Below are 26,453 nucleotides of genomic sequence, written 5' to 3'. Positions count from 1 at the left end.
CGGCCCCAGGCTCCAGAGGAAGGGAACGGAACCGACTTCACATGGCCCAGAACGCCATTGACCAGACCCGGCGGATGCTGTCGCTGGTCACCTATCTCCGCGAGCGCCCCGGTGCCCGGGTGGCCGATGTGGCGCGCGCCTTCGGGATCACCGAGGACGAGCTGATCGGCGACCTCGATGTGCTGCCCATGTGCGGCACCAGCTTCCGCGGCGGCGACCTGCTGGACATCGACACCGACGGCGACCGCATCTGGTGGCACAACCCGGACGCCTCCGGCACCAGCACCGGCGAGCCGCTGCGGCTGGCCGCCGACGAGGCCACCGCCCTGCTGGTGGCCGCCCGCGCCGTGGCCACCCTGCCCGGCCTGCGGGAGAGCGACCGGCAGGCCCTGCTGCGGGCCACCGCCAAGATCGAGGCCGCGGCCGGCGAGGCCGCCGGGGCCAGCTCCCGGCTGTCGGTCAGCTTCGAGTCCGAGGGCGGGGTCTTCGCCGATGTGGACCGGGCCATCTCCGAACGCCGCCGGCTGTGGCTGCGCTACTACTCACCCGCCCGGGACGAGCTCACCGAGCGCGAGGTCGACCCCATCCGGCTGTTCGCCGTGGGCCACACCTATATGGAAGCCTGGTGCCGCCTCTCCGAGGCCCGGCGCACCTTCCGCCTGGACCGGGTGGCCGAGATCCGGCTGCTGGACGAGACCGCCGACCCGCCGCCGGTCGAACTGCGCGACCTGTCCGCCGGACTGGTGCAGCCCGCCGCCGAGGACCCCGAGGTGGTCATCGAAACGGGCCCCGGCGGCCGCTGGGTGGCCGAGTACTACCCGCACGACAGCGCCGAGGAACTGCCCGACGGCGGCCTGCGCATCACCCTGCGCACCCCCGACCCGGCCTCACTGCGCCGGCTGGCGCTGCGTCTGGGCCGGGACGGCCGGATCGTCTCCCCGCCGGACCTCGCGGAGCGGGCCCGGGAGGCGGCCCGGGCGGCGCTGGCTGCCTACGGGGAATGAGGGCGGCCGTGGACGTCACCGACATCGCTGTCTTCAAGGCCGCCTGCCCCGACTGCCGGGGCCGCTTCGAACTGGACGCCACGGCGCTGCGGCTGGCCATCGGCGCCAGCCGCCGTACCACCTTCTACTCCTTCACCTGCCCCGACTGCGGTGCGGCGGTGCGCAAGCCGGCCGGCGAGCGCATCGTCGAACTGCTCACCGGCGGCGGGGTGCGCACCCTGCGGCTGCACTCCACCCTCTGACGCACCCCACCGCCCGGCCCCGATAGGTTCACCCCATGTTCTGGCCCATGACCGCCATCGCCCTCGGCTTCTGCGGCATCGCCGTGCTCGGCCTGCTCACCGCCCGGGTGCTGGTCCAGGTGCGCCGGCTGGCCCACGAGGTCGCCGAGAGCTCCCGGCGGATCACCCGCGCCACCGAGGAACTGGAACGCGCCGCCATCCCGCTGGCCGCCCGGACCGCTCATACCCCGCGTCAGGACTGATCCCGGCGCCCGCCGGTTACCCTGGACCGGGCGGGCGGCACTCGGTGTACGTCAAGGGATTGCCAGGCGTTCACCGCCGCGCGTTACGATCGCCCGGCGCCGCTACGATCAAGGCGGCTCCCGGTGAAGTGACCTCGCGCCCGGTGCACCAGCACGCCGACCGTTCCACCCAGGGCTGACCAGAACGACCAGACGGCCGTCTCCGGTCACCGTCTGCCGCACGAGATAGGGATGTGGGTTGCTGAAGTCCGCCCGCAAGATGGAGAAGGACCCCGAGGGGCGGATGCCGCTCGTGGAGCACCTTCGCGAGCTGCGCAACCGGCTGGCGAAGTCCGTCCTGGCGATCGCCGTCGTGGCCATCATCGCGGCCTTCTTCTACAAGGACATCATCCAGATCTTCCAGCACCCCATCCAGAAGGCGGTGCAGTGTGATGTCGACCTGTCGCAGCTGAGTCACAAGGGCGACCACAAGCCCTGCGGCAACATCACCATGTCCGGCCTGATGAAGCCCTTCTCCCTGGCGGTGAAGGTCTCCCTGATGTCCGGCCTGGTGCTGGCCAGCCCGGTCTGGCTCTACCAGCTGTGGGCGTTCCTGGCGCCCGGCCTGCACCGGCACGAGAAGAAGTACGCGCTGGGCTTTGTCGCGGCCGGTGTGCCGCTGTTCGCCGCCGGCGGCTGGTTCGCCTATCTGATCCTGCCCTCCGCGGCCCGGATGCTGATCGACTTCACCCCCGGCGGGGTCACCAACCTGCTGCCGCTGGACGAGGTGATCGACCTGGTGGTGCGCCTGGTCGTGGTCTTCGGCCTCTCCTTCGAGCTGCCACTGGTGCTGATGATGCTCAACTTCGGCGGGGTGCTCACCGGCCGCCGGATGCTGGGCTGGTGGCGCGGCATGGTCATGGGCGTCACCGTCTTCGCGGCGTTCGCCATGCCCACCGCCGACCCGTTCTCGATGTTCGCCCTGGCCGGCCCGATCGTGGCGCTCTACTTCATCGCGGTGGGCATCGCCCTGCTCAACGACAGGCGCCGGCGCAACGCCGACCCGGACGCGGGCCTGTCCGAGGACGAGGCCTCGCGCCTGGACCTGACCCCGCAGAGCATCGGTGATGTGGAGCCGCTGCCGGTGCTGCCCGAGCAGTCCGAGGACCGTACCGCCCACCGCGGCTACGACGACGTGACCTGATCCGGCCCGCCCGCCGAACCCCCCGGCCCCGCAATCGCACGGTTGCCGATAAGGTCCGGCGGGTGACCAGCGATCTCACGCTCTTCGTCAATCCCACGGCGGGCCGCGGCCGGGGCGCCCGCGCCGCCCTGCCCGCCGCCCGGGTGCTGCGCCGGGCCGGCTACTCGGTCCGTACCGTCCTGGGCATGGACGCCCCCGACGCGCTGCGGCGGGCCCGGGAGGCGGTGGCCGCCGGCACCGGCGCGCTGATCGCGGTCGGCGGGGACGGCATGGTCTCCCTGGCCCTGCAGGCCGTGGCCGGCACCGACACCCCGCTGGGCGTGGTGGCGGTGGGCACCGGCAATGACTTCGCCCGCGCCAACGGCCTGCCGGTGCGCGACGGCGAGGCGGCGGCCCGCCTGATCGCCGCCTCCCTCAAGGAGAACGGCGGCCGCCCGCGCGACCTGGGCCGGCTCACCGGCTCCGGCACCTGGTTCGGCACCGTCCTCGCCTCCGGCCTGGACTCCAGGGTCAACGACCGCGGCAACCGGATGCGTTTCCCCCGCGGCCGGCTGCGCTATGACCTGGCACTGCTGGCCGAGCTGGCCGCGCTGCGCCCGATCCCGTACCGCATCCGCCTGGACGACGGCCCCGAGCTCCAGCTGGAGGCGACCCTGGTGGCGGTGGGCAACGGATCCTCCTACGGCGGCGGCATGCGCATCTGCGCCGATGCCCGGCTGGACGACGGGCTGTTCGACATCACCGTGGTCGGCCCGTGCCGCCGCAGCACCCTGCTCGGCGTCTTCCCCCGGGTCTACCGGGGCAGCCACCTTGGCCACCCCAAGGTCACCGTGCACCGCGCGGCCCGCGTCACGCTGGCCGCCGGGGCGGTCACCGGCTACGCGGACGGCGAGCCGCTGGGACCGCTGCCGCTGACGGCCGAAACCGTGCCGGGCGCGGTGCGGCTGCTGGGAGCCGGATAAAGATCCGGTGGATGTCCGAGGCCGCCGGTAGGCTCGTAAGCAAGATGACCGAGGACATGTCCCCTGCTGAGCGCTATGCCCTGGCCCGGCAGCGCGCCGCGGAGCAGGCCACCGCTCTGGCCCCGTTCCGCGAGATGTACGAATTCGAGCTCGACCCCTTCCAGATAGAGGCCTGCAAGGCCCTGGAGGCCGGGAAGGGAGTGCTGGTCGCCGCGCCGACCGGCTCCGGAAAGACCATCGTCGGCGAGTTCGCCGTCCACCTGGCCCTCACCCAAGGCCGTAAATGCTTCTACACCACACCCATCAAGGCCCTCTCCAACCAGAAGTACAACGACCTGGTGGCCCGCTACGGCGCCCAGCAGGTCGGCCTGCTCACCGGTGACAACAGCATCAACGGCGACGCCCCGGTGCTGGTGATGACCACCGAAGTGCTGCGCAACATGCTCTACGCCGGCTCACAGGCGCTCAACGGCCTGGGCCATGTGGTGATGGACGAGGTGCACTACCTCTCCGACCGCTTCCGCGGCGCCGTCTGGGAGGAGGTCATCATCCACCTCCCGGAGTCGGTGACCCTGGTCTCCCTGTCCGCCACCGTCTCCAACGCCGAGGAGTTCGGCGACTGGCTGGACACGGTGCGCGGTGACACCCAGGTGATCGTCTCCGAGCACCGCCCGGTGCCGCTGTGGCAGCATGTGCTGGCCGGGCGGCGGATGTACGACCTCTTCGAGGAGAAGGAAGGCCGGCAGGGCACCCGGCGCGAGGTCAACCCCGACCTGGTGCGCCTGGCCCGGATGGAGAACAGCCGCCCGCTGGGCCGGGACCGGCGGCGCAATATGCGCGATGCCGACCGGGAACGCGAGCGCCGCCAGCGCAGCCGGATCTGGACGCCCAGCCGGGTGGAGGTCATCGAACGGCTCGACGCCGAGGGCCTGTTGCCCGCCATCACCTTCATCTTCAGCCGGGCCGGCTGTGAATCGGCCGTCCAGCAGTGCCTCTACTCCGGCCTGCGGCTCAATGACGAGGAGGCGCGCCACCGGGTCCGGGAGATCGTGGAGGAGCGCACCGCCTCCATCCCCCGTGAAGACCTCCATGTGCTGGGCTACTTCGAGTGGCTGGAGGGCCTGGAGCGGGGCATCGCCGCGCACCACGCGGGCATGCTGCCCACCTTCAAGGAGGTGGTGGAGGAGCTGTTCGTCCAGGGCCTGGTCAAGGCGGTGTTCGCCACCGAGACCCTGGCACTGGGCATCAACATGCCCGCCCGCTCGGTGGTGTTGGAGAAGCTGGTCAAGTGGAACGGCGAGACCCACGCCGACATCACCCCCGGCGAATACACCCAGCTGACCGGACGGGCCGGACGGCGCGGCATCGATGTCGAGGGCCACGCCGTGGTGCTCTGGCAGCGCGCCATGGACCCGGCGGCGCTGGCCGGCCTGGCCGGCACCCGCACCTACCCGCTGCGCTCCAGCTTCAAGCCCTCGTACAACATGGCGGTCAACCTGGTCGCCCAGTTCGGCCGGCACCGCTCGCGGGAGCTGCTGGAGACCTCCTTCGCCCAGTTCCAGGCGGACAAGTCGGTGGTGGGCATCTCCCGCCAGGTGCAGCGCAACGAGGAGGGCCTGGCCGGCTACCGCGAGGCCATCCAGTGTCACCTGGGCGACTTCGAGGAGTACATGCGGCTGCGCCGCGAGCTCAAGGAGCGCGAGAACGAGCTGGCCAAGCAGGGTGCCAGCCAGCGCCGGGCGCAGGCCGCGGCCGCGCTGGAGCGCCTCAAGCCGGGCGACATCATCCACGTGCCCACCGGCAAGTACGCCGGACTGGCGCTGGTGCTGGACCCGGGCCTGCCCGGCCGCAGTGACCGGCACCGCGGCTATGACTCCTTCGACGGCCCGCGCCCGCTGGTGCTCACCGCCGAACGGCAGGTCAAACGGCTGGCCGCGATGGACTTCCCGGTCCCCGTGGAGCCGCTGGAACGGATGCGCATCCCGCGGACCTTCAACCCGCGCAGCCCCCAGTCGCGCCGCGACCTGGCCTCCGCGCTGCGCACCAAGGCCGGGCACCTGGTCCCCGAGCGGCACCGCCGCCCCCGGGCCGCGGCCGCCGATGACACCGAGATCACCCGGCTGCGCGCCGAGCTGCGGGCGCACCCCTGCCATGGCTGTGACGAGCGGGAGGACCACGCCCGCTGGTCCGAGCGCTACCACCGACTGCAGCGCGACACCCGCCAGTTGGAGCGGCGTATCGAGGGCCGTACCAACACCATCGCCCGTACCTTCGACCGGATCTGCCGTCTGCTGACCGATCTGGACTATCTGCGGGGCGAGGAGGTGACCGAGCACGGTCACCGACTGGCCCGGCTCTATGGCGAGTTGGACCTGCTGGCCTCGGAGTGCCTGCGCGAGGGCATCTGGGAGGGGCTGGACCCGGCCGATCTGGCCGCCTGTGCCTCGGCGTTGGTGTACGAGTCCCGGCAGACCGATGACACCATGGCACCCAAGGCGCCCTCGGGCCCGGCCCGGGCCGCGCTCGGTGAGATGGTGCGCATCTGGGGCCGGCTGGACGCCCTGGAGGAGGAGCACAAGATCAATCAGGCGGAGGGGGTCGGCCAGCGCGAGCCGGACCTGGGCTTCGCCTGGGCCGCGCACCGCTGGGCCTCCGGCGGCAGCCTGGATGAGGTGCTCCGGGAAATAGAGCTGCCGGCCGGTGACTTCGTCCGCTGGTGCAAGCAACTGATCGATGTGCTGGGTCAGATCGCGGCGGCGGCCCCGCCCGGCAGCACGGTGGCGCGCAGCGCCCGCAAGGCGGTGGACGGCCTGCTGCGCGGCGTGGTGGCCTACTCCTCGGTGGGCTGAGCCCCCGGTGTGCGGAGCCCGCCCCCTGGAGAGGGGGCGGGCTCTTTTCGTTACCAGGACGCGATGCATCGCGACCTGGACGCCCGCCGGAAGCTCGCGATATGCTCGTCCACGGGTATACGGAAGCGGGGAATCGTAATGGCGGCCAAACGCAAGCTGAGCAACCCCCTGGCGCTGGCCGTGCTGACCATCCTGTCGGAGCGGCCCCTGCATCAGTACGGGGTCGCGCGCCTGCTGCGGGAACGCGGTAAGGAGCACAGCATCAAGATCAATTACGGTTCGCTCTCCACCGTTGTCCACAACCTGCACAAGCACGGCTTTATCGAGGTCTCCGACGTCCAGCGGCAGGGCAATCGCCCCGAGCGCACGGTCTATGCGCTCACCCCCGAAGGGCGCCGGGAGATGCATGACTGGCTGGCCGAGCTGGTGGCCGTCCCGGTGCATGAGTTCCCGCTCTTCGAGACGGCCCTCTCGCTGATCCTGGCCCTGCATATCGACGAGGCCCGGGAGCTTCTCGACCAGCGGCTGGCCGCCCGCCAGGCCCAGACCGCCGCGATCCGCGAGGGCCTCAGGGGCTTCACGGACACCCTGCCCAGGGTGGTGCTGATCGAGACGGAGTACCAACTGCACATGATCGAGGCGGAGATCGCCTGGATCCAGGGCTTCCGGGAGGAACTGGACCAGGGCACCCTCAGCGGGGCCGAGGTCTGGCGCGAGATCAGCGAGACCGGCAAGATCCCCGACGCCCTGCGGGACCTGGAGGAGACCACCGACCAGACCACCGACCAGTAAACCGGACCCCGGCGGCGCTGCGCCAACAGCCCCGCCGGGGTCCCTATGACCCCGAACGGACCTGCGGTGAGGCAGGCCGGGCGCCCGAGGTGCGGCACACCCACAATAGCCCGGCTCCGCTCCGTAGATCGGTTCGGCCTACACCGAACACCGAGATCACGGAGGTCGCTCAGCGATGAGCCCATCCCCCATGAACACAGCCCCGCCCGCTGTCGAGGCGAGCGCCCTGACCAAGACCTATCCCGGCGGGGTCACCGCCCTGGACGGGCTGAGCCTCACAGTGCGGCCCGGCACCGTCTTCGGCCTGCTGGGGCCCAATGGCGCCGGCAAGTCCACCACCGTCAAGATCCTCACCACCCTGGCCCGGCCCGACTCCGGCACCGCCACCGTGGCCGGTCATGATGTGCTGCGCCACCCGGACCGGGTGCGGCGGGCCATCGGGGTGGTGGCCCAGCGCTCCGGCGCCGACCCGGTGGCCACCGGCCGGGAGAACCTGCTGCTCCAGGGCCGGCTCTACGGCCTGCGCGGCGCCCGACTGGCCGAACGGGTCCGGGAGTTGCTGGACCGCTTCGCGCTGACGGACGCCGCCGGGCGCCCGGTGAAGACCTACTCGGGCGGTATGCAGCGCCGTCTGGATGTGGCACTGGGCCTGGTGCACCGGCCCCAGGTGCTCTTCCTCGACGAGCCCACCACCGGCCTGGACCCCGAGGCCCGCACCGCCATGTGGGAGGAGATCGGCCGGCTGGCCGGTGACGAGGGCCTGACCATCGTGCTCACCACGCACTATCTGGAAGAGGCGGACCGCCTGGCGGAACGCATCGCCATCGTGGACCGCGGCCAGGTGGTCACCACCGGCACCCCCGACGAGCTCAAGGCCGAACTGCGCGGCGATGCCGTCCAGATCGAGCTGGACGAGGCCCCGGGCGAGGTCGAGGCCCGGCTGCTGGCCACCGCGCTCGGGGAGTTCGCCGGAGTGCGCGAGGTCGCCTTCGACGGCCGACAGCTGAGCGCCCGGGCCGATGACGGGGGCACCGCGGTGCCCGCGGTACTGGCCGTACTGCAGCGCGAGGGCGCCCGGGCCGCCGCGGTCACCGTCGCCCGCCCGTCCCTGGACGATGTCTATCTGCGCCACGCGGGCCGCCGCTTCGCCGAGGCCAACGCCGTCCTGACGCCGGCCGGAGGTGCCAAGTGACCGAGACCCTGCGCCAGACCTGGTATATGACCCAGCGTCAGCTGACCGCGCTGCTCCGGCAGCCGGCCTTTCTGCTGATCACCCTCATCCAGCCGGTGATCTGGCTGTTCCTCTTCGGGGCCCTGTTCCGCAAGGTGGTGGAACTGCCCGGCTTCGGCGGCAGTTACCTGGACTACCTGGTGCCCGGAGTGGTCGCCATGAGCGCCCTGTCCAGCGCCATGTGGGCGGGCATGGGCACCCTGGAGGAGATCGAGCGCGGCACACTCAACCGCTTCCTGACCACTCCGGTCAGCCGTAGCGCGCTGATGAACGCCAATGTGGTCCAGCAGGGGCTGAGCACCGCCGTGCAATCGGTGATCATTGTGCTGCTGGGCAAGGCGGGGGGCGCCGACTACCCCGGCGGCGTGGCCGGACTGGCCGTCCTGGTGGCCGCCTCGGTGCTGCTGGGCACCCTGATCGGAGCGGGCTCCAACGCCCTGGGGATGCTGGTGCGCCAGCGGGAGTCGATCATCGGGATCAACACCTTTCTGCTGCTCCCGCTGACCTTCCTCTCCTCGGCCTTTATGAAGCCGGTGCTGATGCCGTCCTGGATGCGGCATATCGCCGAGTTCAACCCGCTCGACTGGGCGCTGGTGGCGGGCCGTTCGGCGATGTCCGCCGACCCGGACTGGGGCGTGGTGCTCGGGCGGGGCGGGGCGCTGCTGCTGGCCGCGGTGGTGGCGGTGTGGCTGTCCACCCGGACCTTCCGCGCCTATCAGCGGTCGGTGTAACTAGCGGGGTTCATCAGCGCGTTGGGCGCGGCGGCGGCGCCACGCCATCAGCCAGGCGCCGCCCGCCGCGCCCAGCAGGGTCGAACCCGCGGCGATCCCGGCCACGGCACCGGGGCCCAGGCCGTGGACCGGCGGGGGGTCTTCCTGCGGATCTTCCTCGCTGGTGCGCTCCACGGGCTCGGGGTACTTCCGGGGCTTGGCGCAGTAGTCGCGGTGGGACTGGTCCATCCGCTCCGGCACGGTGAACACGGTGGCGGCCAGCGGTTTGCCGCCGCCGTGCTCGCGCACCACCTCCACCAGGTAACTGCCCGGTTTGGTGGCGCAGTCCACCAGTGCCTCGATCGGGCTGGCCAGCTGTCCCGGCAGGGTCCGGAAGCCGGATGTCTTGCGTCGCACCGGCCTGACGAAGGCGGGCGACCGCAGGATGAGGTAGTCGTCCAGCCGCAGGGTGCGCAGGTCGGCTCTGATGGTGAAAGTCACCCAGGATCCACGCTGTGGATCCTGGGGAGCCTTGTGGGAGAGCTCCACCGCCACGCCGGGGGCGAGGCGTTCGGTGTCCGAGCCCGTCCTGTCCTTGCAGCGGGGCGCGATATCGGAAGTCACTCGGAACTTGCCCGGGTCGGTGGGTCTCTTGCGGCCGCTGGTCCGCACGGTCACCGGATAGGTGCCCGGCTTGATGTCACAGGGCAGATGCACCAGCACCTCCGGAATCGCGTCGTCATCCTTGGACGCGCCGAAGTGCTTCTGGTCAACCGGGTAGCCGTGCGGCAGGGCCGGTGACTCGAAGACGACGCGGCGGGGCTTGTCCACTCCCCATGGGATGTCCGCTCTGAACTGGATGTCACCGCCCCGGGGCGCCGCCTCGTCGTCGGTACCCACCTCGATGTGTTCGCCGTCGTCGTCGACCGGCGCGCCGGACGCTAAACCGGCACAGCCCAGGACGAGGGCGGTGGTAACGGCCAGAGTGGCCACGGGTATTCGGATATGACGCATTCGGTGACGATACCCGCTTCAGCGCGCCCCATCAGAGGCGCGGGGAACTGCGCGACCAGCCACCGACGACCCGCACTGAAGCACAACGGGCGCACCCCGCCCCCGAGATGGCACCGAGCGCACCCGGCGCCTACGCCGCCGAGCCCTCCTGCTCGGTCTCCACCCGCTGGTTCCACTCCCGCTTGGACGCCTGCCAGCCATCCTCGTCATGGCCCCGGCGCCAGTAGCCGGAGATGGACAGCCGCTCTCGCGGAATGCCGCGCTCCAGGCGCAGATGGCGGCGCAGTTCCTTGACGAAACCGGCCTCGCCATGGACGAAGGCATGGACCTCACCGGGCGGGAACTCCAGCGCGCGCACCGCCTCGATCAAGGCCTCACCCACCGGGCGGTTCTCACGGTGCAGCCAGACCACCTCGATGCCGGGCGCCAACTCCAGCTTCTGCCGCTCCTGTTCACCGGCGATCTCGACAAACGCCCGTACCGTGGCGCCTGCGGGAATCCGCTCCAGCGAGGCGGCGATGGCGGGCAGCGCGCTCTCGTCACCGGCCAGCAGATGCCAGTCCGCCGTGAGGTCGGGGGAGTACGCACCACCGGGGCCCAGGAAGTGGATCTCCTCGCCCGGCCGGGCCCGCAGCGCCCAGGGGCCGGCCAGGCCCTGGTCGCCGTGGACCACGAAGTCCAGGGTCAGCTCCCGCGCCTCCCGGTCGAAGGACCGCACCGTGTAGGTACGGGTCCGGGGCCACTGATCCCGCGGCAGGTCCCGGCGGATGGCCTCGATGTCGAAGGGCTCGGGATGGACGGCCCCCGGCACCGGGAACAGCAGCTTGACGTAGTGGTCCGTGTGCGCGCCGGACCCGAACTCCGCCAGGTCCTCGCCGCCCAGCACCACCCGCGTCATATGCGGGGTCAGCCGCTCGGTGCGCACCACATGGGCCCGGGTGACCCGGTTCTTGTTGCGGACGGGACGTTCGGTCATGACGGTTCCCCCCAGAAGGACAAGAAGTAAGGGCTGCCTAACCTAACATTTATCCCGGCAGTGCGGACAGCAGGCGCTGCAGCGAACCGCCCAGACCCCAGCGGTCCGAAAGGGCCCGCAGCGCCTGGGGGTCCCGGGGCGCCGACGGCAGCGCGGCGTCGAACGGCGCCAGCGGGACATCCCCGGCCACCCGCACCACCTTGGGCGCCACCGCCAGATACGGCCGCGCCTCGGCCAGCCGCTTCCGCTGGGCCGGGGTGAGCCGGGCCGTGGGGTCGTCCACCGCCGCCATGATCCCGGCCAGGTCACCGAAGGAGGCCAGCAGCTTTGCGGCTGTCTTCTCGCCGATTCCCGGCACCCCCGGCAGTCCATCGCTGGGGTCGCCGCGCAGCAGCGCCAGATCGGCGTACCCCGGACCGTCCACCCCGTACTTCTCCCGCAGCCAGCCCTCGTCCACCGGCTGCAGGGTGCCGACACCCTTGACCGGGTAGAGCACCCGTACCCCGCGCCGGTCGTCCACCAGCTGGTAGAGATCACGGTCGCCGGTGACCACATCCACCGGGCCGGTGGCGCGCCCGGCCAGGGTGCCGATCACATCGTCCGCCTCGTACCCCGTGGCGCCCACCCGGGCGATGCCGATGGCATCCAGCACCTCCTCGATCACCGGGACCTGGGGGGAGAGGGTGTCCGGGACCTCTTCCTCGTCCACCTCGTCCGCCACCTCCTCGGCCACCCGGTGTGCCTTGTAGGAGGGGATCAGCTCCACCCGCCACTGGGGGCGCCAGTCGGCGTCCATGCAGGCCACCAGCTCGTCGGGCCGGTGGTCCTGGACCAGGCGGGCGATGAAGTCCAGCAGGCCGCGTACCGCGTTCACCGGGGTGCCGTCCGGGGCCTTGACGGACTCGGGCACCCCGAAATAGGCGCGGAAGTACAGGGAGGCGGTGTCGAGGAGCATCAGGCGTCGGGTCACGGGGTCGATGATGCCGCACCCCACTGACAGCGCGACGCCCGGGTGTGAAGTGGCTCACTGTGCCGTTTGCCCTGAATAAGGCGGGGCAGGCGCGGTGCCGGAGTGGAGCCGTTGCGTCCAAAGCCGACATGACGGATACGCGGTCCGATGCCGTACCGCTCCACGGCCCACGACGGGGGAGGGGCCGTAGTGAGTTCGACCCGAGAGGTTTATGTGTCCAGGCTCAGAGCCGAGCACCTGTACAAGGTGTTCGGCAGACGACCCGAAACCGCCGTCCGGCAACTGCGGGACGGCGCCGGCCGCGAGGAACTGCGCGCCGACGGCATCACGGCGGCCGTGATCGACGCCTCCTTCGAGGTGCGGGCCGGCGAGATCTTCGTGGTGATGGGTCTGTCCGGGTCCGGCAAGTCCACGCTGCTGCGCATGCTCAACGGACTGCTGGATCCCACCGCCGGACGCGTGCTCTACGACGGCCGCGACCTGACCGCGCTGACCCCGCGGGAACTGCGCGAGGTGCGTTCGCGGAACATCAGCATGGTCTTCCAGCACTTCGCGCTGTTCCCGCACCGCAGCGTGCTGGAGAACGCCGCCTACGGCCTGGAGGTGCGCGGAATGCCGCGCGCCGAGCGCGAGGCGAGGGCCGCCGAGGCGCTGGAACTGACCGGGCTGGGCGGCTGGGAGCGCTCCTGGCCGGATGAACTCTCCGGTGGCATGCAGCAGCGCGTCGGCCTGGCCCGCGCCCTGGCCACCGACGCCGACCTGCTGCTGATGGACGAGTCCTTCAGCGCCCTGGACCCGCTGATCCGCCGCGATATGCAGGACCAGCTGCTGGACCTGCAGAAGCGGCTGAAGAAGACCATCGTCTTCATCACCCACGACCTCAATGAGGCCATGCGCCTGGGCGACCGGATCGCGGTGATGCGCGACGGACGGATCGTCCAGAACGGCACCGCCGAGGACATCCTGGTCCGCCCGGCCAACGACTATGTGGCCTCCTTCATCCAGGATGTGGACCGCAGCCGGGTGCTCACCGCCGGCTCGATCATGGAGAAGCCGAAGGTGGAGCCGGACGGCCGCACCGCGGAGCACGCCGCCACCGTGACCGCCGGCACCCCGCTGGCCGAGCTCTTCGCCCCCTTCGCCCACAGCACGGCGCCGGTCGCCGTCACCGACGACCGTGGCGAGCTCGCCGGGATCGTCACCCGGGAGCGGCTGCTGGCCGCCCTGGGCGAACAGCCGACCCCGGAGGTGACCGCCTGATGCCCAGGATCAAGCTCGGCAAGTGGGTGGAGAGCGCGGTCAACTGGCTCAACGCCCACCTCTCCTGGCTCTTCGACGCCGTCAATACCGTGCTGACCGGGGCCTATGACGCGGTGCACACGGTGCTCGGCGCGCCCCAGCCGCTGCTGATGGCCGGCATTCTGGCCGTGATCGCCTGGTGGCTGCGCGGCCTGCCGGCCGCGGTGGCCGCCTTCGCGGGACTGGCCCTGATCGACTCCTTCGGCCTGTGGGACCAGGCCACCGCCACCCTCTCCCTGGTACTGGTGGCCAGCCTGATCACCCTGCTGCTGGCGGTGCCGCTGGGCATCTGGGCGGCCCGCGACCGGCGGGTGAGCGGGGCGCTGCGTCCGGTGCTGGATGTGATGCAGACGATGCCCGCCTTCGTCTACCTCATCCCCGGCGTGATGTTCTTCAAGATCGGACCCATCCCGGGACTGATCGCCACCATCGTCTTCGCCATGCCGCCCGGGGTGCGGATGACCGAGCTGGGCATCCGCCAGGTCGACGGTGAACTCGTCGAGGCGGCACGGGCGTTCGGCACCACGCCGCGCCACACCCTGACCCGGGTCCAGCTGCCGCTGGCGCTGCCCACCATCATGGCCGGCGTCAACCAGGTGATCATGCTGGCGCTTTCCATGGTGGTCATCGCGGGCATGGCCGGTGCCGGTGGCCTGGGCGAGGCCGTCTACTCGGCCGTCACCCAGGTGGACATCGGCGGCGGTGTGGAGAGCGGTGTCGCCGTGGTGGTCCTGGCCATGTACCTGGACCGGATGACCGGCGCCCTGGGCAAGCGGGTCTCCCCGCGCGGCCGCCGGGCCACCGCCAGGGCGGGCGCCCCGGCCCGTCCGGTGAACATCCTGCGGTACCGGCCCGGAACCGCCGTCGCCACCGTGGGCGTTGTGGTGCTCGCGCTGGTCGCGGGCGGGATGCGGCTGGCCGACCGCGGGGACCGGGAGAGTGTGGCGGCCGGCGCCAATGTCGGCAACGGCCAGCGGATCAAGCTCGGTTACTTCCCCTGGGACGAGGCCGTGGCCTCCACCTACCTCTGGGAGAACATCCTGGAGCAGCGCGGCTATAAGCCGGACGTCAAGCAGCTGGACCCCGGTCCGCTCTACACCGCCCTGGCCCAGGGCCAGATGGACGTCCAGTTCGACTCCTGGCTGCCCACCACGCACCAGCAGTACATGGACCGTTACGGGTCCCGGCTGAGCGACCTGGGCGCCTGGTACGGGCCGACCTCGCTGGAGCTGACCGTGCCCTCCTATGTGAAGGGCATCGACTCCCTCGCCGATCTCAAGGGCAAGAGCGGCCAGTTCGGCGGGAAGATCGTCGGCATCGAGGCCAGCGCCGGAATGATGGGCAAGCTCAACGACAAGGTGCTCAAGGCATATGGCCTGGACGGGGAGTACAAGGTGGTCTCCTCCTCCACCGCCACCATGCTGGCCGAACTGCACCGGGCCATCGAGAAGAAGGAGCCCATCGTCACCACCCTGTGGTCGCCGCACTGGGCCTATGGCACCTACCCCCTGAAGAAGCTCAAGGATCCCAAGGGTGCCTGGGGCAAGGGCGAGCAGATCCACGCCGTCGGCAAGAAGGACTTCGCCAAGGACTTCCCCAAGGTCGCCCAGTGGGTGAAGGACTTCAAGATGTCCGAGAAGGACCTGTCCTCGCTGGAGGCGGCCATCCAGCAGGGCGGCAAGGGCAAGGAGAAGGAGTCTGCCCGCAAGTGGCTCGACTCCCGGCCCGGCCTGGTCGACAAGCTGGCGCCGGTGACCGGCTGATCCGCTGTTCCCGGGCCCGGCCCCGGCATCCGCGCACGGCTCTTCCCGCACCGGGAGGAGCCGTGCCGTGTCTCACGGCCGTGCCGTGTTCACTCCGCCGGGGTGCCGGCGGTCATGGCGGTGGTGTCCGTGGGCTGCCAGGGCAGCCAGCCCGCCTGGACCGCCAGCACCCCGGCCTCGAACCGGCTGCGGGCGCCCAGGCGTTCCATCAGTCCGCTGGCGATCCGCCGCGCGGTGCGCTGGGAGACCCCCAGCCGCTTGGCGATGGCCTCATCGGTACGGCCCTCCGCCAGCATGGCGACGGTGGCCGCCTCCTGAGCCGTCAGCCCCAGGGCGTCGCGGTAGGAGGAACACCCCAGCGGCTGGCCGGCATCCCAGACCCGGTCGAACAGCGCCCCCAGGGCGGTGAGCACGCCCTGGCCGGTGAGCACCACCGAACGCGCCTCCGTCCCCTCATCGTCGACCGGCAGCAGTGCGGTGGTTCCATCGATGATGATCAAGCGGGTCGGCAGCGAGGGCACGGTGCGCACCTGGCCGCCCAGGCCGGTGAGCCATTGCGCGTATTCCACACAGGCGGGGTGGTTGCGCACGCTGTCCAGGAGGACCAGGCGCAGCCGGATACCGCGTTCCAGCAGCTCCTGGTGGAAGGGGCGGACCACCTCGAACTCCTCCTCGGCCTGGGTGTCACCGGGGCAGAAGGTCAGCATTTCGGTGCGGGCGGCGTTTCTCAGTTCCGCCAGCCGGTGCGTGATCGCCTCCATCCCGGTCAGTTGCTCACCTGAGAAGCCCGTGGCGGACGGAGACTGCTCCGCGAACTCGGCTATCAGACGGTCGGCCGCGGCCCGGGTCTCGGCCAAATGCTGCTGCTGCGCGGCGAGTTGAGCCTGCTGACGGTGGATCAGGATGCTCAGCCCGATGTCCGGCGGCACTGCGCTCGGACGCCCCTGCCGCTCGGTCGACGGACGCACCAGGGCAAGCTCGCTCAGGACATCCAGCCCTCGGCGCACCTCGGACTCCGGAATCCCGAGGTAGTAGGCCATGGTGGTCACTCCTGCGCCAGGCATCGCCAGCATGCCCCGGTACACGCGCTCCGAGGTGGCATCAAGTCCCAGCGTCTCCAGCACTGCTTCCCCCCAAATCGAGTCAGTTCTTACCAGGACGTTACGTGATCATTGCATAGCCATGGGGGGAGGGGGCAGGTCCTCCTTTGTCCCGGCCGGCTCTGTGCGGATTGCCGGCAGAAACGGTTACGGAATGAACCATTCCGCGCCTGTTGGCTGGCGGGACCTTTCTCCTGCTGCGAGGGTTGATGCCATGTATCTCGTGCACGTCGGCCTGTGCGGTCCCCAGGTCATGAAACTCCCCGACAATGCCCGGGAGTTGGTCCTGGCCCATGCCTGCCCGGAGGACGGCGTCGAGCACGTGGTGGCCCATCCCCATGCCGAGCCGCACCCCGTGCTCGGACTCTATCTGCGAGCCGACCGGTTGAGCACCGCCGAGTCACGGGCGGCCCGGGTATGCCGGCGCGCCATTGAGCGTTCCCCGGAACTGGCCGACTGGGAACTGCTCAGCGCCCAGGTGCCGTTGCTGGACCACTGCTGGCTGGACTGATCCGGCCAAGGCCGCTTCGGTCCACCCCGATTCGCTTTTCCCGGCCCTGCCGAGAGCGCAAGCTGTTCTGTGTCGGCGCGGCCTCATGAGGGCCGCGGGCATTGGCACTTCGCTTTTGGAGGTACGACCCCGGATGTTCCGCACCCCGTCCTAGCGGACGTGCCGCCTTCCCCATGTTCCCGGCTCGCGAACAGCCCTGCGTGTAATGCGGGCATCGCCTGCTGAGCCGATCACCGCATTCCTTTCTGGCGCAATGGCCAATTCGCCATGCCAGCATGCCATTTCAACGGGAGACCCCTGTGCCCAGTAACACCTATCTGCGTAAGTCCGCCATCGGTATAGCCCTGGCCTGTGCGCTGGCGGGCGGTACGCTCGCGACGACGGCGATGGCGGCCACTCCGGCCCCCACGCACAAGGCGTCGGCCAAACCGTCGGCCCAGAAGCACGCCAACCCCGGCCAGGGCCCGCGGATGCACGTCCCCGGCAGACATGTCTCCAACCTGCCCAAGGGCCTGGCCCGGGTGGCCCCCGGGGCCAGTGACCTGGCCCCCGCCATCACCCGCAGCGAAGTGCTCAGGCGCGCCCAGACCTGGGTGGACGCGGACCTGCCGTACAACCAGCAAGCCAAGTACCAGGGCTATCGCACGGACTGTTCGGGTTTTGTCTCCATGGCTTGGAACCTTGGGGATGCGCTGACCACTCCTGAGTTCGATGGCTCGGTCGCCAAGCGGATCAGCAAGGACGAACTTCTGCCGGGCGACGCCCTGTTGAACCCCAAGCCGGGCGACGACGGGCATATCGTGATCTTCGACAAGTGGGCCAACGACGCGCACACCGCGTATGTCGGCTATGAGCTCTCGGGGACCGGTATGCACCACCGTACGATCCCCTACGCCTACTTTCCGGAGCACGACCCCGACAGCTACTACCCGATCCGTAACATGTCCATCGTCGATGACGCCCCTGCCGACCCGGGCATGACCAGCCTGACGGCGGGTGACTTCAACGGTGACGGGAAGAAGGACCTGGTCGCGGTCGAGGTCAACTCGGGCAAGCTGTTTATGTATCCGGGGCAGGGTAACGGCCGTCTTGGCGACCGGGTGGAGATGGGCAACGGTGGCTGGAACGGCATGAAGGACCTGGTCGCCACCGACCTCGATGGTGACGGCAAGGACGACCTCATCGCCACCGAGAAGAGCACCGGGAAGCTCTTCATGTACCCGGGAACCGGTAGTGGCTTGGGCGACCGGATCGAGATCGGTCGTGGTGGCTGGAATGGCCTGAAGAACCTGTTCGCGGGTGACTTCAACGGCGATGGCAAGAAGGACATCGGTGCCACCGACATCGCCACCGGCAAGCTGGTCCTCTACCCGGGCCGCGGCAACCGCAATGGCCTCTATGCCCTCGGCGACCCCGTCGAGATCGGCAATGGCGGTTGGAACGAGATGAACAAGCTCGTCAGCCCCGGTGACATGAACGGCGATGGCAAGGACGACCTGATCGCTACTGAGACCAGCACGGGCAAGCTGTTCCTCTACCCGGGCACCGGCCACGGCCTCGGCGACCGTGTGGAGATCGGTCACGGCGGCTGGAACGGCATCTCCGGTTACGCGGGCGGTGACTTCAACGGCGATGGCATCGGCGACCTCGCTGCCGTGGAGTCCGACCCGGGCAAGACCGGAAAGCTCTACTTCTACCCCGGCGTCAAGGGCGGTCTTGGCGACCGCACCGAAATCGGTAACGGCGGCTGGTAGTAAACGCGTTCGCCCGGGGCGGGTCGTCCCCCGTCCGGCCCGCCCCGGGCACCACCCCTCCCCAAGTCGCCGCCCTCCCGAGAGAGACCCATGCCTGCCCAGCACATTCGCCGTCTGGCCACGCTCATAGCTGCCGCCGCGGTTGTGGCCACCCCGCTGCAACTCGCCCCCGAGGCTTCCGCTGCCACCGGTACCAACGCCATCTCCTACCAGGGCCTCAAACTCCGGATTCCCAGCGGCTGGAAGGTCGTTGACCTGGCCAAGCAGCCGGAGACGTGCGTACGCTTCGACCAGCACGCCGTCTATCTGGGTCACCCCAATGCCGAGCAGAAGTGCCCGGCGCATATCGCCGGGAAGAAGACCGAGGCGCTGGTCATCGAACCGTTCTCGGGTGTCACCGAAAACCTGGACGCGCCGACCATCAAGGTGCCCGCCGGCAAGCCCGTACCGCCCACTCTGCCCGCCGACAGGAGCCAGGAAGTGCGCCTGGCATTCGAGGGCGCCGGGCTGTACGCCCGGGCCAGCTACGGTACCTCGATTGCCGGTGTGCAGAAGATTCTTTCCTCAGCCGTCATCGACGGATCCGTGGCCCGAAAGGCCGCCGCGCCCAAGCCCCCGAAGGCACCCGCACCCAAGCCCCCGAAGGCCGCGGTCCGTCGTTCGCTGGCGTCGGACTCCGCTGCGGCGCCCTCAACCGGATACACCGGTAGGGCATTTGACACCTGTGCCGCGCCGTCATCATCCGCGATGAGGCAATGGTCGGCTGATTCGCCGTATCGCGGTATCGGCATATACATCGGTGGCACACCCTACTGCGCCCAGCCCAACCTCTCCGCTTCATGGGTCGCGGAGCAGAGTCAAGCAGGCTGGCACATGATGCCCATCTATGTGCCGTCGGCAGCCGAAAACATCCCCTCTGATGATGCCGCCGGCCAAGGACGTGCCGACGCCGAAGTAGCCGTGAACAAGGCCACCAACCTGGGCTTCGTTCCCGGCACCGTGCTGTACTCCGATATGGAGGGATATAGCGACCCTGGCCTGAGCACCCGGGTGCTCACCTATCTGTCTGCCTGGACCGAGCGAGTCAAGGCACTGGGCTACCGCTCTGGCGTCTACAGCTCCGCAGGAAGTGGCATCAGTGACCTGGTCTCGGCCTACAACTCCGACTCCTACCGGCGTCCGGACGTGGTGTGGGTGGCCCACTACAACGATGTCCCCGGCACGGACGACACATACGTTCCGGCCGGCTACTGGGCCGACCATCAGCGCATTCGCCAGTATGACCAGAACGTGTACGAGACGCATGGTGGCGTAACCCTGCAAATCGATCACGACTCCGTCGATGTTGCCCCTGCTACTCCGACGGACCCGGGCATGACCAGCCTGACGGCGGGTGACTTCAACGGTGACCGGAAGAAGGACCTGGTCGCGGTTGAGGTCAGCACCGGGAAGCTGTTTATGTATCCGGGGCAGGGCAATGGCCGTCTCGGTGACCGTGTGGAGATCGGCAACGGTGGCTGGAACGGGATGAAGGACCTGGTCGCCACGGACCTCGATGGTGACGGCAAGGATGACCTGATCGCCACGGAGAAGAGCACGGGCAAGCTCTTCATGTACCCGGGAACCGGTAGTGGCTTGGGCGACCGTATCGAGATTGGTCGTGGTGGGTGGAATGGTCTGAAGAACCTGTTCGCGGGTGACTTCAACGGCGATGGCAAGAAGGACATCGGTGCCACCGACATCACCACCGGCAAGCTGGTCCTCTACCCGGGCCGGGGCAACCGCAATGGTCTCTATGCCCTCGGTGACCCGGTCGAGATCGGCAACGGTGGCTGGAACGGCATGAACAAGCTGGTCAGCCCTGGTGACATGAACGGTGATGGCAAGGACGATCTGATCGCCACCGAGACCAGCACCGGCAAGCTGTTCCTGTACCCGGGTACCGGCAGTGGTCTCGGTGACCGTGTGGAGATCGGTCATGGCGGCTGGAATGGCATCTCGGGTTACGCGGGCGGTGACTTCAACGGCGATGGCATAGGCGATCTGGCGGCCGTGGAGTCCGACCCGGGGCAGACCGGAAAGCTTTACTTCTACCCCGGCACCGGCAAGGGCGGTCTCGGCGACCGCACCGAGATCGGCAACGGCGGCTGGTAGCAGCCCACCCCCACTTCTCAATGAGTAGGTAACGCATGTCTCTTTCCGCACGCCTGCGTACCGGGCTGCTCGCCGCCGCACTGGCACCGGTCGCCGCCCTCACTCTCCTCAACTCCGGTACGGCTGAGGCCGCTTCGATAGCCACCTGGGACAAGGTCGCCCAGTGCGAGAGTTCCGGTGACTGGCACATCATCAACTACAGAGACCACCTCTATGGCGGCCTGCAGTTCCAGCAGAGCACCTGGGAGGAGTTCGGCGGCACGCAGTACGCACCCCGCGCCGACCTGGCCACCAAGGAACAGCAGATCCGGATCGCCGAGAAGGTGCTCGCCGTTCAGGGGCCGAAAGCCTGGGGCTGTGCCTCCGACGCGCACCTCGCCGATGACCACGCCGACCCCTTCCCGCCCGAGCCCACCGATCCGGGAATGACCAGCCTGACCGCCGGTGACTTCAACGGTGACGGCAAGAAGGACCTGGTCGCGGTCGAGGTCAGCACCGGCAAGCTGTTTATGTACCCGGGCACCGGAAACGGTCACCTCGGCGATCGTGTGGAGATCGGCAACGGCGGCTGGAACGGAATGAAGGACCTGGTCGCCACCGACCTCGACGGTGACGGCAAGGACGACCTCATAGCCACCGAAGTGGAGACCGGGAAGCTGTTTATGTACCCGGGGACGGGCAACGGCATCGGTGACCGTATTGAGATCGGCCGTGGCGGCTGGAACGGTCTGAAGAACCTGTTCGCCGGCGACTTCAACGGCGATGGGAAGAAGGACATCGGCGGAACCGACATCACCACCGGCAAGCTGTATCTCTACCCGGGGCGGGGCAACCGCGACAGTCTCCGTGCCCTCGGCGACCGTGTGGAGATCGGCAACGGCGGCTGGAACGGCATGAACAAGCTGGTCAGCCCTGGTGACATGAACGGTGATGGCAAGGACGATCTGATCGCCACCGAGACCAGCACGGGCAAGCTGTTCCTCTACCCGGGCACCGGCCACGGCCTCGGCGACCGTGTGGAGATCGGTCATGGCGGCTGGAATGGCATCTCGGGTTACGCGGGCGGTGACTTCAACGGCGATGGCATAGGCGATCTGGCGGCCGTGGAGTCCGACCCGGGTCAGACCGGAAAGCTCTACTTCTACCCCGGCACCGGCAAGGGCGGTCTTGGCGACCGCACCGAGATCGGCAACGGCGGCTGGTAGCAGCAAGGTTGCGTACCGTGGGGAGATGAGCATCCGCCGAGTCGTCTCCCTGGTCCCCTCCCTCACCGAGGCGATCGCCATCACCGAGCCCGGCCTGCTGCTCGCCGCCACCGACTGGTGCGAGCACCCGGCCGGGCTCGATGTGCCGCGTATCGGGGGTACCAAGAACCCGGATGTGGCGCGGATCGTCGCGCTCGCCCCGGATCTGGTGGTGGCCAATGAGGAGGAGAACCGCCCGGCCGACCTGGCCGCGCTGCGCGCCGCCGGTCTGCGGGTCCTGGTGACCGAAGTCCGGTCCCTGGAACAGGGGTTCAGCGAGCTGGAACGGGTGCTGGTGGAGGGCTGTGGACTGGCGCGTCCCGCCTGGCTGGCGGAGGCGCGTGACGCCTGGCGGGAGGTCCGGCCGGTGGTGCCGCCGCTGCGGGCCCTGGTTCCGGTGTGGCGCCGCCCCTGGATGGTCCTGGGCCGGGACACCTTCGCCGGCGATGTCCTCGCCCGGCTCGGTGTGACCAATGTGTACGCCGGGCACACCGAACGCTATCCCCGCGTTCCGCTACCGGAGTTGACCGCGTCCGGCGCCGGGCTGGTGGTACTGCCCGACGAGCCCTACCGCTTCAGCCGGGACGACGGGCCCGAGGCATTCCTCGGGATCCCGTCGGCACTGGTCAGCGGCCGTCATCTCACCTGGTACGGGCCGTCGCTGGCGCGGGCACCACAGGTGCTGGGCGCGGCGCTGCGAGCAGCCGTCCGCTGACCAGCCCGGCCAGGGTACGGGCCGAGGCGATGGCCCAGGCCGCCACCAGCAGTCCGTACAGCCCGACCGCCAGCCAGGTGAAGGCATGCAGACCGGTGTGGCGGGAGAGCCCGGCCGCACCGGTGACACAGGTGCCGATGGGGAAGGTGAACGACCACCAGGTCATGGAGAAGCCCATGCCGTGACGCGCCGCCCGCACCACCATCGCGGTGGCCAACACCAGCCAGATCAGGGCGAATCCCAGCACCGGCACGCCATAGAGCACCGCGAAGGACGCCATCGCCGACCGGTACGGTCCCACGGCCGCGTAGTGCGCCGCGTCGGCCAGGTTGCCCACCGCCGTGGTGGACTGCCCCAGCGGGCCGAGCACCAGGAACATGGCCGGGGTCATGGCCAGCGGCAGCGGGCCGTGATGGATCAGCCGGGAGAAGACCGCCGGGAGGATCAGCAGGGTCAGCAGCAGGCTCATGCCGAACAGGGCATAGCAGCCCAGCAGCATCGCCTCCCGCCACTGCCCGGCCGGCAGGTGCTGGACCAGGGCCGGGCCCAGCGCGGCGGACACCATGGGCGCCACCACCGGCAGCAGCCACGCGGGGGAGGCGCTGCCCGCTTCGATACGGTGCCGGGTCACCATCAGATAGGGGATGCCCGCCGCCGTGGCCAGGCCCAGAACCGTGCCCGTCACCCACAGCACACCGTCGGCGGCCACTGCCGCTCCCTGGCCGATCACCCCGGAGCCCACCGAGAGCGTCGCCCCGCCCACCGCGAGCAGGGCCATCGCCAGACAGCCGTAGAACGGGGCGACGGCCGGGTCGGCCAGGTGCCGGACACCCTGGTCGCGATGGCGCGCCCAGTGCCCGGCGCGGGCTGCCAGCACCCCGAGCAGCACCAGGGCCGACAGCGCCCAGACCACCCGCAGCACGCCCTCCGGTGGCCGCGTCGGCAGCGCCGCGCCGGCGGCCGCCACGATGGCGGTGCCCATCACGGTGGCGTACCAGTTGGGGCCGAAGTGCCGAAGCGTTTCCCCGGTCCGGGGCAGAGGGGTGGTGCGGGGTTGGGCAAGGGTGGTCATGAATCCAGCGTCTCCCCGGTCCCAGCCCCCTCACCAGGACCTTCCTCCCTATGACGGCATAACCTGGGCTTATGAGCGAGGAGCGGCCGGTCACCACCCCGCTGGCGCATCGGGTGCCCGACCTGGGCGCGCTGGAGCTGCTGCTGGCGGTCGCCCGACTGGGCAGCCTGGGCCGGGCGGCACGCGAGCTGGGCATCACCCAGCCCGCCGCCAGTGGCCGGATCCGCAGCATGGAGCGGTTGCTGGGCGTCGCCCTGGTCGAGCGCTCACCACGCGGCTCCCGGCTCACCGACGCCGGGGTGCTGGTCACCGACTGGGCGCGGCGGGTCGTGGAGGCGGCCGAGGCGCTGGACGCCGGTGCCCAGGCGCTGCGTACCCGGCGGGACTCGCGGCTGCGGGTGGCGGCCAGCATGACCATCGCCGAGTACCTGCTGCCGGGCTGGCTGGTGGCGCTGCGTACCGAGCTGCCGGGCACGGCGGTGTCGCTGTTCGCCGGGAACTCCGCCGCGGTCGCCGCACGGCTGCTGGCCGGGGAAGCGGACCTGGGCTTTGTGGAGGGGCTGGAGGTGCCGGCCGGTCTGGACGGTGCGGTGATCGGCCATGACCGGCTGGTGGTGGTCACCGCGCCCGGCCACCCCTGGTCCCGGCGGCGCGGGCCGCTGGACCCGGGGGAGCTGGCGGCGGCGCCGCTGATCCTGCGGGAGCGGGGGTCCGGGACCCGACAGGTGCTGGACGCGGCGCTGGCCGCGCAGGGTGGTCCGGCCCGGCCGCTGCTGGAGCTGGCCTCCACCACGGCGGCCAAGGCCGCGGTGGTCAGCGGGGCCGGGCCGTCGGTGCTCAGTGAACTGGCCGTGGGGGAGGAGCTGGCGGCGCATCGCCTGGTGGAGATCCCGGTCGCCGGGGTGCGGCTGCGGCGCGATCTGCGGGCCGTGTGGCCGCAGGGGCACCGGCCGGTGGGGCCGGCTCGTCAGCTGCTGGGGCTCACCCGGGGTGGGGGTTGAGCGGTCCGGGAGGCCCGGCCGCGCCCCCTAGGGGGCGCCCTCGATCGCTGCGTGGATCAAGCCGGTGATCACCCGTAGATCCTCCCCGGCCTCCGGGTGCCACTGCACCCCCACCCGGAAGCGGTCGCCGGGGTACTCGATCGCCTCGATGGTGCCGTCCTCGGCGTGTGCCGAGGCGATCAGGCCCGCGCCCAGCCGGGAGACTCCCTGATGGTGGTGGGTCGCCACCTGGACGGGGGCGGACAGCAGTTGACCGGTGCGGGTCCAGGCCACCGGTTCCACCCGATGGTGGGAGAAGGTGCCGACGCGGGGGTTGTGATCCTTGTGCCCGACCGTCTCCGGCAGGTGCTGGTTGAGCGTGCCCCCGGCGTGCACATTCATCAGCTGCATGCCGCGGCAGATGCCCAGCACCGCCACGCCCTGCCGCAACGCCGCGTCCAGCAGGGCCAGTTCCCAGCGGTCGCGTTCGGGGGCCGGGGGACCGGTGCGAGGGTGCGGGGCCGCTCCGTACAGCGCCGGGTCCAGGTCCTCGCCGCCCGCCAGGATCAGCCCGTCCAGCCGCCCGACCAGCGCGGCGGCGGTGGCCGGGTTGTCCGGCGGCAGCAGCACGGCCAGGCCGCCCGCGCCCTGGATATGGCGCGGATAGCCGGCGGGCAGCAGTGCCGCGCGCAGATTCCACGCGGCGCCCCAGCGAGCCCGGGTGAGATAGGTGGTGACGCCGATCAGCGGCTGACTGGGCAAGGTCCTGGTCCCCCTTGGTGTGACGGCGACGGGTCCGCATGGCGAGGCAATGGTCTGCCGGGCTACCTTTGCCGCCCGAGGGATCATGGCACAAGTCCGCGGGTCGGCCTGCCGGTTGGCTGGGCGCGGACGGTCACCCCAGAAAGCCCCGCAGTAGTGCCGCGGTACCCGAGCAGTGTTCGCGCATCATCTCGCGGGCACCGTCCGCATCGCCGTCCAGCACCGCCTTCACCAGCGCGGTGTGCTGCCGCTGAGAATGCTCCAGATTGCGGACCAGCAGGGGAATGCAGTCCAACAGCTCATTGACCGACGCGCGTACGGCGGCGTAATGCGCGGCCAGCGAGGGCGACTCGGACAGTTCGGCCAGGGCGAGGTGGAGCAGGGTGTCCAGCCGCCGGTAGTCGGCCAGCGGGGCGTCATGGGTGGCGGCCAGCGCCTCCCGCAGCCGCCGGGACTGATCCACCGTCAACTTCCGTGCGGCACACAGCTCGGCCGCGCCCACCTCCAGCACCTCGCGGAACCGCAGGACGTCCTCCACATCCACCGAGGCCACCCGCTCACGCAGTTCGGCCGCGCCCACGGCGGCCCGGCGGGAGTGGACAAAGGTGCCGCCATAGCGGCCGCGGCGGCTCTCCACCAGGCCCTGTTCCTGAAGGGCTTTCAGCACTTCGCGCAGCGTCACCCGGCTGATCCGCATCAGTTCCGCCAACTCCCGCTCGGACGGCAGTCGTTCACCATCGGCCACCAGGCCGAGCCGTATGATCTGGAGTATCTGCTCCAGGGCCTCCTCAAACCCATTGCCCGCCCGCACCGGGCGCAGCACCGGTGAAAGCCGTTCCACCGCACTCGTGTTCATCGGAGGCCCTTCCCAATCAATGGTTTGTCGGCATACCTTAAAACCTCCGGTCGTACCGACAGGGAGGC

At 70.1% G+C, this 26,453-nt stretch carries 24 protein-coding genes; 17 read left to right on the top strand and 7 right to left on the bottom strand.

Annotated elements, in window-relative coordinates:
- The first annotated feature begins 41 nt into the window (after positions 1–41).
- The 9 genes from ACIHFE_RS22715 to ACIHFE_RS22675 all read left to right on the top strand — a co-directional run bounded on the left by ACIHFE_RS22715 (position 42) and on the right by ACIHFE_RS22675 (position 9,236).
- Positions 42–1,004, top strand: coding sequence for a helix-turn-helix transcriptional regulator (locus tag ACIHFE_RS22715; RefSeq protein ID WP_400109025.1), 963 nt, complete (start codon positions 42–44; stop codon positions 1,002–1,004).
- Complete coding sequence (locus ACIHFE_RS22710; RefSeq protein ID WP_400109023.1) at positions 1,001–1,246, top strand: hypothetical protein; 246 nt, start codon at positions 1,001–1,003, stop codon at positions 1,244–1,246. Before ACIHFE_RS22715 ends, ACIHFE_RS22710 begins: the two co-directional genes overlap by 4 nt.
- 35 nt (positions 1,247–1,281) lie before the next feature.
- Positions 1,282–1,488 (top strand): hypothetical protein, encoded by a 207-nt coding sequence (locus ACIHFE_RS22705; protein ID WP_400109022.1) that lies wholly within the window; start codon positions 1,282–1,284, stop codon positions 1,486–1,488.
- A 238-nt stretch (positions 1,489–1,726) separates the two neighbouring features.
- Positions 1,727–2,671 (top strand): twin-arginine translocase subunit TatC, encoded by a 945-nt coding sequence (gene tatC, locus ACIHFE_RS22700; RefSeq protein ID WP_400109021.1) that lies wholly within the window; start codon positions 1,727–1,729, stop codon positions 2,669–2,671.
- Between the two features lie 62 nt (positions 2,672–2,733).
- Positions 2,734–3,633 (top strand): diacylglycerol kinase, encoded by a 900-nt coding sequence (locus ACIHFE_RS22695; RefSeq protein ID WP_400109020.1) that lies wholly within the window; start codon positions 2,734–2,736, stop codon positions 3,631–3,633.
- A gap of 44 nt (positions 3,634–3,677) precedes the next feature.
- Positions 3,678–6,482: a DEAD/DEAH box helicase gene (locus ACIHFE_RS22690; RefSeq protein WP_400109019.1), complete on the top strand. Its 2,805-nt coding sequence runs from the start codon at positions 3,678–3,680 to the stop codon at positions 6,480–6,482.
- A gap of 138 nt (positions 6,483–6,620) precedes the next feature.
- The gene (locus ACIHFE_RS22685; protein WP_400109017.1) at positions 6,621–7,274 is read left to right on the top strand and encodes a PadR family transcriptional regulator; all 654 of its coding nucleotides are present in this window, start codon (positions 6,621–6,623) and stop codon (positions 7,272–7,274) included.
- Positions 7,275–7,464: 190 nt separating this feature from the next.
- Complete coding sequence (locus ACIHFE_RS22680; protein WP_400109016.1) at positions 7,465–8,466, top strand: ATP-binding cassette domain-containing protein; 1,002 nt, start codon at positions 7,465–7,467, stop codon at positions 8,464–8,466.
- The gene (locus ACIHFE_RS22675) at positions 8,463–9,236 is read left to right on the top strand and encodes an ABC transporter permease (RefSeq protein WP_400109014.1); all 774 of its coding nucleotides are present in this window, start codon (positions 8,463–8,465) and stop codon (positions 9,234–9,236) included. Before ACIHFE_RS22680 ends, ACIHFE_RS22675 begins: the two co-directional genes overlap by 4 nt.
- Here ACIHFE_RS22675 and ACIHFE_RS22670 read toward each other — a convergent pair whose 3' ends face one another.
- The 3 genes from ACIHFE_RS22670 to ACIHFE_RS22660 all read right to left on the bottom strand — a co-directional run bounded on the left by ACIHFE_RS22670 (position 9,237) and on the right by ACIHFE_RS22660 (position 12,160).
- The gene (locus ACIHFE_RS22670; protein ID WP_400109013.1) at positions 9,237–10,229 is read right to left on the bottom strand and encodes a hypothetical protein; all 993 of its coding nucleotides are present in this window, start codon (positions 10,227–10,229) and stop codon (positions 9,237–9,239) included. It abuts the gene before it with no gap.
- Between the two features lie 130 nt (positions 10,230–10,359).
- Positions 10,360–11,205 (bottom strand): siderophore-interacting protein, encoded by an 846-nt coding sequence (locus ACIHFE_RS22665; RefSeq protein WP_400109012.1) that lies wholly within the window; start codon positions 11,203–11,205, stop codon positions 10,360–10,362.
- A gap of 49 nt (positions 11,206–11,254) precedes the next feature.
- On the bottom strand, positions 11,255–12,160 hold the full coding sequence (locus ACIHFE_RS22660; protein WP_400109295.1) for a 5'-3' exonuclease H3TH domain-containing protein: 906 nt from the start codon (positions 12,158–12,160) through the stop codon (positions 11,255–11,257).
- 228 nt (positions 12,161–12,388) lie between these two features.
- On the opposite strand from ACIHFE_RS22660, the gene ACIHFE_RS22655 reads away from it, so the two are divergent.
- Both ACIHFE_RS22655 and ACIHFE_RS22650 read left to right on the top strand, forming a co-directional pair.
- Positions 12,389–13,435 (top strand): glycine betaine/L-proline ABC transporter ATP-binding protein, encoded by a 1,047-nt coding sequence (locus tag ACIHFE_RS22655; RefSeq protein WP_400109010.1) that lies wholly within the window; start codon positions 12,389–12,391, stop codon positions 13,433–13,435.
- A complete protein-coding gene (locus tag ACIHFE_RS22650) occupies positions 13,435–15,237 on the top strand; it encodes an ABC transporter permease/substrate binding protein (protein WP_400109008.1) in 1,803 nt (600 codons plus the stop codon). Before ACIHFE_RS22655 ends, ACIHFE_RS22650 begins: the two co-directional genes overlap by 1 nt.
- 89 nt (positions 15,238–15,326) lie before the next feature.
- Here the strand turns inward: ACIHFE_RS22650 and ACIHFE_RS22645 are convergent, their stop codons facing one another.
- Positions 15,327–16,277 carry a LuxR C-terminal-related transcriptional regulator gene (locus ACIHFE_RS22645; protein WP_400109006.1) on the bottom strand — a complete coding sequence of 317 codons (951 nt, stop codon included), beginning with the start codon at positions 16,275–16,277 and terminating at the stop codon, positions 15,327–15,329.
- A 274-nt stretch (positions 16,278–16,551) separates the two neighbouring features.
- On the opposite strand from ACIHFE_RS22645, the gene ACIHFE_RS22640 reads away from it, so the two are divergent.
- The 5 genes from ACIHFE_RS22640 to ACIHFE_RS22620 all read left to right on the top strand — a co-directional run bounded on the left by ACIHFE_RS22640 (position 16,552) and on the right by ACIHFE_RS22620 (position 22,715).
- Positions 16,552–16,848, top strand: coding sequence for a hypothetical protein (locus tag ACIHFE_RS22640; protein ID WP_400109004.1), 297 nt, complete (start codon positions 16,552–16,554; stop codon positions 16,846–16,848).
- 299 nt (positions 16,849–17,147) lie between these two features.
- Positions 17,148–18,602 (top strand): FG-GAP-like repeat-containing protein, encoded by a 1,455-nt coding sequence (locus tag ACIHFE_RS22635; protein WP_400109002.1) that lies wholly within the window; start codon positions 17,148–17,150, stop codon positions 18,600–18,602.
- Between the two features lie 90 nt (positions 18,603–18,692).
- A complete protein-coding gene (locus ACIHFE_RS22630; protein ID WP_400109000.1) occupies positions 18,693–20,756 on the top strand; it encodes a glycoside hydrolase domain-containing protein in 2,064 nt (687 codons plus the stop codon).
- 35 nt (positions 20,757–20,791) lie between these two features.
- The gene (locus ACIHFE_RS22625) at positions 20,792–21,961 is read left to right on the top strand and encodes an FG-GAP-like repeat-containing protein (protein WP_400108998.1); all 1,170 of its coding nucleotides are present in this window, start codon (positions 20,792–20,794) and stop codon (positions 21,959–21,961) included.
- A 25-nt stretch (positions 21,962–21,986) separates the two neighbouring features.
- Complete coding sequence (locus ACIHFE_RS22620) at positions 21,987–22,715, top strand: helical backbone metal receptor (RefSeq protein WP_400108997.1); 729 nt, start codon at positions 21,987–21,989, stop codon at positions 22,713–22,715.
- Here the strand turns inward: ACIHFE_RS22620 and ACIHFE_RS22615 are convergent.
- Positions 22,642–23,787, bottom strand: coding sequence for a TDT family transporter (locus tag ACIHFE_RS22615; RefSeq protein WP_400108996.1), 1,146 nt, complete (start codon positions 23,785–23,787; stop codon positions 22,642–22,644). The two genes, ACIHFE_RS22620 and ACIHFE_RS22615, sit on opposite strands and share 74 nt — an antisense overlap.
- Before the next feature lie 71 nt (positions 23,788–23,858).
- Here ACIHFE_RS22615 and ACIHFE_RS22610 point away from each other — a divergent pair, with 71 nt between their 5' ends.
- On the top strand, positions 23,859–24,788 hold the full coding sequence (locus ACIHFE_RS22610; RefSeq protein WP_400108994.1) for a LysR family transcriptional regulator: 930 nt from the start codon (positions 23,859–23,861) through the stop codon (positions 24,786–24,788).
- 27 nt (positions 24,789–24,815) lie between these two features.
- Here the strand turns inward: ACIHFE_RS22610 and ACIHFE_RS22605 are convergent, their stop codons facing one another.
- On the bottom strand, positions 24,816–25,529 hold the full coding sequence (locus ACIHFE_RS22605; RefSeq protein WP_400108993.1) for a gamma-glutamyl-gamma-aminobutyrate hydrolase family protein: 714 nt from the start codon (positions 25,527–25,529) through the stop codon (positions 24,816–24,818).
- A gap of 133 nt (positions 25,530–25,662) precedes the next feature.
- Entirely contained in the window at positions 25,663–26,385 is a 723-nt protein-coding gene (locus ACIHFE_RS22600) for a FadR/GntR family transcriptional regulator (protein ID WP_400108992.1), read from the bottom strand.
- Positions 26,386–26,453: the final 68 nt, after the last annotated feature.

This window comes from Streptomyces sp. NPDC052396 (assembly GCF_044593195.1).
Lineage (GTDB): Bacteria > Actinomycetota > Actinomycetes > Streptomycetales > Streptomycetaceae > Streptomyces.
Note: the sequence above shows the minus strand (reverse complement) of the source record. Positions and strands in the feature narration are given on the sequence as shown.